The organism is Oerskovia enterophila (assembly GCF_001692445.1).
Lineage (GTDB): Bacteria > Actinomycetota > Actinomycetes > Actinomycetales > Cellulomonadaceae > Oerskovia > Oerskovia enterophila.
This window is the reverse complement of the sequence record NZ_MAQA01000086.1, coordinates 1-8,492: the sequence shown is the minus strand read 5'-3', so window position 1 is coordinate 8,492 and position 8,492 is coordinate 1. Positions and strand designations below refer to the sequence as shown.

The window sequence follows — 8,492 nt, the reverse complement described above, 5'->3', positions numbered from 1 at the left end:
GGGGCAGGGGCCGCGGCGGGTGCGGGCGAGAAGCGCAGGGGGTCGATCGCCGCGACCGCGGGCGGCAGCGGCTGGCCGGTCAGGACCGCGTCGATCGCTGCTCCCGTCACGGGGGCGAGCAGCACGCCGTTGCGGTAGTGGCCCGTGGCGAGGACCAGGCCGGGGACGGTGGTGGGCCCCAGGAACGGCAGGTTGTCGGGCGTGCCCGGGCGCACGCGCGGGGTGACCTCGACGAGGGCCAGCTCGTCGAGCCCTGGCAGCAGGGCGCGCGCATCGCGCAGGAGCGCGAAGACGCCGCCCGCGGTCGCGCGCCGGTCGTCGGGGTGCTCCTCGCTCGTCGCGCCGACGACGACCTCGCGGTGCCCGTCGGGCCCGGGCGTACGCGGTACGACGTACACCGGACGCCCTTGCACGATCCCGCGCACCACGTGGTCGAGCGTGAACCACGCGGGGGCGTCGAGCCGCAGCGTCTGCCCCTTGACCGGACGGGTCGGGGCGCACACCTCGGGGACGTCCGCGAGCAGGTCCCCCGAGTCCGCACCCGCCGCGAGGACCACGGTCGCCGCCCGGTGCTCGACGCCTGCGTCGTCGAGCGCCCCGGTCACGGGAGAGCCGGGTCCGGACGCGCGCAGCAGCCGGACCGCCCGGCGGCGCACGACGGCGGCGCGCGGGTCCCGCGCGAGGGCCGCGGTCAGCGCGCGGTGCACCGCGCGGGGATCGACCTGATGGTCGCCCGGTGCCCAGAACGCACCGGCCACGCGCGGCCCGACGAGCGGTTCGCGCTCGCGCGCCGCCGCGACCGAGATCTCGGTCGAGTCGAGCCCCCAGGCCTCCTGGAGCGCGCGCACGCGGCGCCCGAGCGCGAGGTCGTCGCCGTCGTAGGCCAGCGTGAGCGTGCCGGTGGGGCGCAGCCCGACGTCGAGCCCCGCGTCCGCCTCGAGCTCGGCCGCGAACGCAGGCCACCGTGCTGCCGAGTCGGCGCCCAGGCGCAGTGCGGTCTCCTCGCCGAAGTCGGCCTCGGTCACGGGCGCGAGCATCCCGGCCGCGGCGTGCGTCGCGCCGTCTCCGGGCGCCGGGTCCAGGACGGTGACGCGCCGACCCGCGCGAGAGGCCCGCCAGGCCGCGGTGAGCCCCACGATGCCGCCGCCCACGACGAGGACGTCCGTGGCGCCGTCGGGCGTGGTGATCGTCGTCCGGTCGCCGGGCGCGGCACGCCCCACGAGGCCCGACGGCGCCGCGCCCCCCGGGCTCCCGTCGCGCCCGGGCGGACGCGCGGGCAGGGCGGGGTGGTCGGTGGACAGGGCTGCGCACATGCGCTCGCTCCCTTCGCTGGCATGACCCAGATCAGGTTCGACGGTCGGCTCTCGCCCTCTCAGCCCCGTGCGGGGCTCCCGTGCTTCGCGGCCACCCTACAACGCACGCCGGCCACGCTCGGGGCGTGCCCACGGGCTGCGCCGCGACCGTGTCCCGGACGGGCCGCGCCTATCCTGGGCGCCGTGACCACTGCTCCGACCGGCGACGCCGAGCCCCGACAGCACACCTCGCCCCAGCGCACCAGCCCCGCGGCTCCTGCCGGGCGGGCCCGCCAGGCGGCCGTCGAGCGCCTGCGGGCGGCCCGGCTGTACCTGTGCACCGACGCCCGCGAGGAGCGCGGCGACCTCGAGGACTTCCTGCACGCGGCGCTCGCGGGCGGGGTCGACGTGGTCCAGCTCCGCGACAAGGGGCTCGACGTCGCGCGCGAGCTCGAGCTGCAGGAGGTCGTCGCGCGCGTCGCGACCGAGCACGGGGCGCTGTGGGCGGTCAACGACCGGGCCGACGTCGCCCTCCTGACGGGAGCCCCGGTGGTGCACATGGGTCAGGGCGACCTGCCCGTGCCCGCGGTCCGGTCGCTCCTGGGCGAGAGCCCGCTGCTGGGCCGCTCGACGCACTCGCTCGCCCAGGCCACGGCCGCCGAGGCGGATCCCGAGGTCGACTACTTCTGCGTGGGACCGCTCTGGGCGACGCCGACCAAGCCGGGGCGCGACGCCGTCGGGCTCGACCTGCTGCGACAGGTCGCCGCGACGGCGCCGACCACGCCGTGGTTCGCGATCGGCGGTGTCGACGCCGCGCGGCTCGACGAGGTGCTCGACGCGGGGGCCGAGCGCATCGTCGTGGTGCGTGCGATCACGGGCGCGGCCGACCCCGAGCGGGCCGCTCGCGAGCTGCGCGGACGGCTGCCCGCCTGACGCGCGCAGTGATCCCCGTCGCACGTCGTGGACCGATGCCGGGGATCGGCGCCGAGCCAACTATCCTGGGCTGGTGACACCCACCCCCTCAGCCCCCCGGCCCGTATTGGTCGTCGACTTCGGCGCACAGTACGCCCAGCTGATCGCGCGTCGCGTGCGTGAGGCCAAGGTGTACTCGGAGATCGTCCCCCACACCTTCACCGTCGAGCAGATGCTCGCCAAGAACCCGGCAGCGATCATCCTGTCCGGTGGTCCCTCGTCCGTGTACGCGCAGGGTGCGCCCTTCGTGGACCCCGCGCTGTTCGACGCCGGCGTGCCCGTCCTGGGCATCTGCTACGGCTTCCAGGCCATGGCCAAGGCGCTCGGTGGCACGGTCGCGCAGACCGGCCTCAGCGAGTACGGCGGCACGGCCGTCGAGGTCTGCCAGGCCGGTGCGCTGCTCGCGGGCTCGCCCGACCAGCAGACCGCCTGGATGAGCCACGGCGACGCCGTCCACGCGGCCCCCGAGGGCTTCGAGGTCCTCGCGACCTCGGCCGGCTCCCCTGTCGCAGCGTTCGAGGACACCGGGCGTCGCCTCTACGGCGTGCAGTGGCACCCCGAGGTCAAGCACTCCCCGCTGGGCCAGAAGGCCCTCGAGAACTTCCTGTACCAGGGCGCGGGCCTCGCCGGCGACTGGACCCCGGGCAACGTCATCGCCGACCAGATCGCGCTCATCCGTGAGCAGGTCGGGGACTCCCGCGTCATCTGCGGCCTGTCCGGAGGCGTCGACTCCTCGGTCGCCGCGGCACTCGTCCAGCAGGCCGTGGGCGACCAGCTCACGTGCGTGTTCGTCGACCACGGCCTGCTGCGCGCGGGCGAGGTCGAGCAGGTCGAGCGCGACTTCGTCGCGGCCACGGGCGTCAAGCTCGTCGTCATGGACGAGAAGCAGCGCTTCCTCGCCGCGCTCGCGGGCCACTCGGACCCCGAGACCAAGCGCAAGATCATCGGCCGCGAGTTCATCCGCGCGTTCGAGCAGGCGGCGCGCGACATCGTCGCGGACGCGGGCGATCACGGTGGTGAGGTCAAGTTCCTCGTCCAGGGCACCCTGTACCCGGACGTCGTCGAGTCCGGCGGCGGCGAGGGCACGGCCAACATCAAGAGCCACCACAACGTGGGCGGCCTGCCCGACGACCTGCAGTTCTCGCTCGTCGAGCCGTTGCGGGCCCTGTTCAAGGACGAGGTGCGCGCCGTGGGCCGCGAGCTCGGCGTGCCCGAGGTCATCGTGGCCCGTCAGCCGTTCCCCGGCCCCGGGCTCGGCATCCGCATCGTCGGCGAGGTCACGGCCGAGCGCCTGGAGATCCTGCGCGCAGCGGACGCGATCGCGCGCGAGGAGCTCACGAAGGCCGGCCTGGACGACGAGATCTGGCAGTGCCCCGTGGTGCTCCTGGCCGACGTCCGCTCGGTCGGCGTCCAGGGCGACGGCCGCACCTACGGTCACCCGATCGTGCTGCGCCCCGTCTCCTCGGAGGACGCCATGACCGCGGACTGGACGCGCCTGCCGTACGACGTCCTCGCGATCATCTCGACGCGCATCACGAACGAGGTCAAGGACGTCAACCGCGTCGTGCTCGACGTGACGAGCAAGCCGCCGGGCACCATCGAGTGGGAGTGACCTCCCGCTGAGCCGCGAAGGGCCGGCCGCGCAGAGGAATCTGCGGGGCCGGCCCTTCGGCGTTCCTGGGCCGTTCTCGTCCGGGGTGGCCGGGAGCCCGACGGCGGAGCGCGCCTCGTGCGGACGGCCTGGCGGTCCTGCGGTACCTTGCCCGTCATGGACCCTCGCGCAGCCCGCCCTCGCCTCGTCGTGGACCGTTGATGCTCGGCCGCTCCCGGCGGTCGCAGGTCCCCGCGCTCGACGAGCTCGTGGTCTCGAGCGTCGAGGTCCTGGAGCTCGGGCTGCCGGTGACCCGGGTCGTCCGGTGGCGCGACGGATGGACGTACCTCGCTGCGGTCGAGCCCGACACGTCACAGCCCGTGCTCGTGCACTTCCAGGACGTGCTCGTGCTCGATCCCGGGCTCGCGAGGCTCCCGCTCCGTCGGGCGCAGGTCGCCATCCGGGCCATCCGCGTCGGCACGGTCGGGCCGTGGGCCGTCCTCGGGCCTTACACCACCCGGATCGTGGAGCAGATGCTGGGCGACGGCACGCTCGACCGCAAGCAGGACGGGATGCTGAGGGACCTTCCGGAGGACGGCAGCCCCGGGTCACGGCCGGACCCCGAGCCGTGGTCGCTCCGCGACGTCGTCGCCTGGAACGTGCAGCACCCCCGGACGTACCAGGTCCCCGAGGACACGTCGGGCGTGATCCCCGGAACCCTCGCCAAGCTCGTGTTCCTCCCCGACGAGGGGATCGGGGAGCGCATGTGGGTGCTTGTGACGGAGGTCGACGGCGATCGCATGGTCGGCGTGCTCGACAACGACCCGGCCGCCGTCGTGGGCCTGCTCGCCGGCGACCGGGTCGAGTTCGAGCGCCGGCACGTCCTGGACCTGGACACCCGACCCACGGGCTGACCGGTCAGTCCCGCGCGGTGCGCCCCACCCGCTCCTCGCGGTACGCCGCCGCCTTCTCGTACGCCTTCTCGACGTCGGCGAGCACGCTCGGCCATCCGCTCGACGGCCGGACCTCGCGGTTGTGCGCGACGATCCGGTCGAGCAGGCCGTCCTGCGTCACGAGCCGCACGATCTGGTCCGTCATCTCGGCGTCGTCGGCGGCGAGCAGCCCGTCGACGCCGTCCGTGAGCCGCTCGGCCACACCCGACTCCTTGCGGGTCACCACGGCGAGCCCCGCCGCCTGCGCCTCGAGCGCCGCGATGCCGAACGACTCCTGGACCGCCGGTGCCAGGAACACGTCGGCGCGCGAGTAGAGGCGCTTGAGCTCGTGCGCGCCGAGGCGCCCCGGGAGGCTGACCGTCGACGAGAGCCCGTGCTCCTTGACGAACCGTCGGGCCGCGTCGAGCTCGGGTCCCTCGCCCGCGATCGTCGCGAACAGCGCGTCGTGGGGGAGTCGCTCGACGGCCTGCCGGATCGACTCGAGCAGGGGGAGCACCCGCTTGCGCGGCGCGAACCGGGTCGCGGCGACGACGTGCACGGCCTTGCCCTCGCCGCGCGCGCCCCGCTCGACGCGCGGCACTGCCCACTCGTCGAGGTCGAGCCCGTTGTGCAGGATCTCGACGGGCACGCCCGGCCCCGCGATGCGTCGCAGCGGGGCCGCGGTCAGCTCGCTCACGGCCGACAGCAGGATCGGGAGACGGGACCAGCGCGTGACGCGGTCGAGCGCCGCGAACCAGCGTTCGGCCGAGCCCCACACGCTGTGCACGGTCAGGACCGCGGGCAGCCCGAGCCGCGCGACGGGGTGGAGGGACGCCTGCACCGACGGCGTCAGGACGCCCATGTGCAGGTGCACGACGTCGGGCCGTGACGCGCGCAGGCGGCGCGTCACGTGGTGGGCAGCGCGAGGGTGCACGGGGTAGCCACCCGGGATCCGGGCCGCGACGCGGTGGATCGTGACGCCGTCGTGCATCTCGGTGCTCACCCCGTGCTCGCCGCGCGCCGCGGGCGTCGTGGTGATCACCTCGACGACGTGGCCCGTCGCGGCCTGCTGGGCCGCGAGGCGGCTCACCTGGGTCTCGATGCCGCCGAGAAGGGGCAGGTAGCAGTCCGTCACATGGGTGATCCTCACCCCCGGATTCTCCCATCACGCGGTGTCCGACCTGCCCGTGCGTGCGCCGTTTCGACGTCGAACAGACCTTTCGTCCGGCGGAAACGACGAAACGTCGCTACGTTGACACCAAAGGTCCGGCTCGGGGAGGGATACCGCAATGTCCAGCACTGTCACGGTTCGGCCCGCGAAGGGCGTAGGAGTCATCGGACTCCTCAGCGTCATCGCAGGGATCGTCATGATCATCGCGGGTGGTGTCACCTGGGGTGTCGTGTCCTCGCAGCTGTCGGCCGAGGACATCACGGTGTCCGACGATGCGTCGTTCCTCGCGGGGGCCCACGTCAGCGGTCCGTTCTCCGCCTACGCGCAGGCCGAGGTCATCAACAAGCACGCGCTCGAGATGAGCGACGGCCAGACCTACGCCGAGCTCCCGCAGGACGACGAGCGCCGCGCCACGGTCATGAACGCGTCGTTCCTGCGCGCCTCGCTCTTCACGTCGGTCGTCGCGTTCGGCGTCGCTGCCCTCGTGATCGGCCTGGGCATCATGTTCATCCTCATTGGGATCGCGCTCCGCAAGATCGCGAGCGGTCCGGCGGTCGCGGTCGAGACGCCGGGCGGCTACACCTCGGGCGGCGGTCTCTCGTCGGCCGCACCCCCCGCGCACACCCCCGCGCACGCGGCGCCGGCAGCGCCCGTGACGCCCGCCCCGACGACGCCCACGACGCCGGCACCCACGACGCCGCCGGTCACGCCGCCCACCCGCACGTCGACCCACACGGCTCCCGTCGAGGAGCCCAAGAGCCCGGGCGTCCCCACGACCCAGGTCCCGCCGGTCGTCGAGCCCAAGAGCCCGGGCGTCCCGCCGACCGGCACCGACACGCCTCCCGCGACACCCCCGGCGGAGGGCACGCCCCCGCGCTGAGGCGCTCTCGCACGAAAGCACGACGGCGGCGCACCGGTCCTTCGACCGGTGCGCCGTCGTCGTGCTCACCTCTTCCGGTGCCGAGTGCATGGTTCGGCTGCGACACGCCGGGCGTGTCGCAGCCGAACCATGCACTCACGCGAGGACGGTCACCGGTGGGCTCGTTCACGGGCGCTGCGCCGGCTGCTCGACACGATCGAGCCGACCACGAGCACCAGGCCCGCGACGCTCAGCAGGGCGATGAGCGCGACGTCCAGGTCGTACGTCGCGCCGAGGGCCAGGGCGAGGATGCCCGCGCCCACCGCGACGATGATGAAGCCCCACACGACCGTGCCCACGCGCAGGCCCCGGTTGCGCGGGTCCTCGCCGGGGACCGTGCTGCTGGGAGCGAGGTTCGCCTTCTGCTGCGCCGTGGTGTTCCACTGCGCGGCCGGGTCGACCGCAGGGGCGGGTGCCGGGGCCGTTGCGGGAGCTGCTGCCGCCGGGACGACCGGCTCTGGGGTGACCGGCGCGTCCTGCACGGGGTAGGCCTGCGTGTGCGTCGGCGCCGCCTCCCAGACCGGCAGGGCCTGGGTGGGAGGCGTCACCGGGAGAGCCCGGGGGGGCTCGGCGACGGGCAGCGCCTGGGTCGCCTCGGTCCGGAACAGCTCGTCGGCCAGGTCCGCCTCGGACGGAGCGGTCGCCTCCAGGACCTGCGTCGCGTCGGGGTCGCCGTCGGCTTCGTCGGCCGCGGCTCGCGCCTCCTCGGTGGTCTCGCCCGGCGTGACCGCGAGCTCGATCGTCGGGTCGACCGGGGGGAGGGCCTGAGTCTCGTCGCTGTCGTCGGACTCGTAGGGGGTCTTCTCGGTGGTCATGATTCCTCCCGGATGGTGACGTCTCCCGCGGCGACGTCGACCTCGAGCAGGAGCACGGGGTCGGCGCCGTCGGAGACGGAGTCGGTGGTGAAGGTGTACGGGCGGGTGTTGACGCCGTTGACGCTGCGGCGCTCGCCGTCGACGGTCCAGGTCGCGTTGCCCGCGAGGACGCGGACCTCGGCCTCGACCGGGACGCCCGAGGGGACGATCACGGTCAGGTCCCCGGCCCGCAGGTCGACGGGGACGACGACGGGGTCCTCGCCGACCGCGCTCAGGTCGAGCCGGCTCAGGTCGACGACGGGGTCGCCGAACGTGAAGGCGAACCCGTTCTCCGCGTCCTCGACCGAGGTGACCGTGTAGGTCGAGTCCGACGCGCGGCCCTGGAGGTTCACGTCGAAGCGGTCGACCGAGCTCCAGCCGGCGATCGGGAGCGCGATGATCGTCGCGACGATCGCGAGGCCACCCAGGGCTCCGCTCGTGCGGCCACGCAGGCCCGAGATCACGACGCCGAGGCCGAGGAGGATGATCGTCGCGCCGATCCACGTGTAGAAGAACGGCACGTCGATCACGTCACGACGCTCGAGCAGCATGAGGACCGCTGCGCCGAGCAGGCTCACGCCGAGCGTGATCCCGACGATCGCGGTGCCCGGGCCGCGGGGGCGCCGGGCGGCGCGGGCGCGCTGCTCCTCGAGGCGGCGCAGCCGGTCGGCCTCGCGCTGGGCCTGGCGTCGGGCCTGCTCCTGGGCGCGCGCGGCCTGCTGCGCGGCGGCCTGCTGGGCGGCGTAGGCCTGGGGCGGGAC

At 74.3% G+C, this 8,492-nt stretch carries 7 protein-coding genes and 1 pseudogene; 4 read left to right on the top strand and 4 right to left on the bottom strand.

Annotated elements, in window-relative coordinates:
- A partial coding sequence (gene thiO / locus OERS_RS19855) for a glycine oxidase ThiO (protein ID WP_068627725.1) occupies nucleotides 1-1,313 on the bottom strand: 1,313 nt, incomplete at its 3' end.
- Nucleotides 1,314-1,604: 291 nt separating this feature from the next.
- Between thiO and thiE the strand changes: the two genes are divergently transcribed.
- The 3 genes from thiE to OERS_RS19840 all read left to right on the top strand — a co-directional run bounded on the left by thiE (nucleotide 1,605) and on the right by OERS_RS19840 (nucleotide 4,769).
- On the top strand, nucleotides 1,605-2,225 hold the full coding sequence (thiE, locus tag OERS_RS19850; RefSeq protein WP_068627726.1) for a thiamine phosphate synthase: 621 nt from the start codon (nucleotides 1,605-1,607) through the stop codon (nucleotides 2,223-2,225).
- A 73-nt stretch (nucleotides 2,226-2,298) separates the two neighbouring features.
- Nucleotides 2,299-3,876 (top strand): glutamine-hydrolyzing GMP synthase, encoded by a 1,578-nt coding sequence (gene guaA, locus OERS_RS19845; protein WP_068627724.1) that lies wholly within the window; start codon nucleotides 2,299-2,301, stop codon nucleotides 3,874-3,876.
- A 200-nt stretch (nucleotides 3,877-4,076) separates the two neighbouring features.
- Nucleotides 4,077-4,769 carry a DUF2314 domain-containing protein gene (locus tag OERS_RS19840; RefSeq protein ID WP_068627723.1) on the top strand — a complete coding sequence of 231 codons (693 nt, stop codon included), beginning with the start codon at nucleotides 4,077-4,079 and terminating at the stop codon, nucleotides 4,767-4,769.
- A gap of 4 nt (nucleotides 4,770-4,773) precedes the next feature.
- Here the strand turns inward: OERS_RS19840 and OERS_RS19835 are convergent, their stop codons facing one another.
- Nucleotides 4,774-5,937, bottom strand: coding sequence for a glycosyltransferase family 4 protein (locus OERS_RS19835; protein ID WP_068627722.1), 1,164 nt, complete (start codon nucleotides 5,935-5,937; stop codon nucleotides 4,774-4,776).
- A 139-nt stretch (nucleotides 5,938-6,076) separates the two neighbouring features.
- Here OERS_RS19835 and OERS_RS22365 point away from each other — a divergent pair, with 139 nt between their 5' ends.
- Complete coding sequence (locus tag OERS_RS22365; RefSeq protein WP_068627721.1) at nucleotides 6,077-6,838, top strand: hypothetical protein; 762 nt, start codon at nucleotides 6,077-6,079, stop codon at nucleotides 6,836-6,838.
- A gap of 149 nt (nucleotides 6,839-6,987) precedes the next feature.
- Here the strand turns inward: OERS_RS22365 and OERS_RS19825 are convergent, their stop codons facing one another.
- Nucleotides 6,988-7,692, bottom strand: a complete 705-nt coding sequence (locus OERS_RS19825) for a hypothetical protein (RefSeq protein ID WP_068627720.1) — start codon at nucleotides 7,690-7,692, stop codon at nucleotides 6,988-6,990.
- A pseudogene (locus OERS_RS19820) lies at nucleotides 7,689-8,492 on the bottom strand (LiaF domain-containing protein); the annotation flags it as partial. The pseudogene OERS_RS19820 and the gene OERS_RS19825, both read right to left, overlap by 4 nt.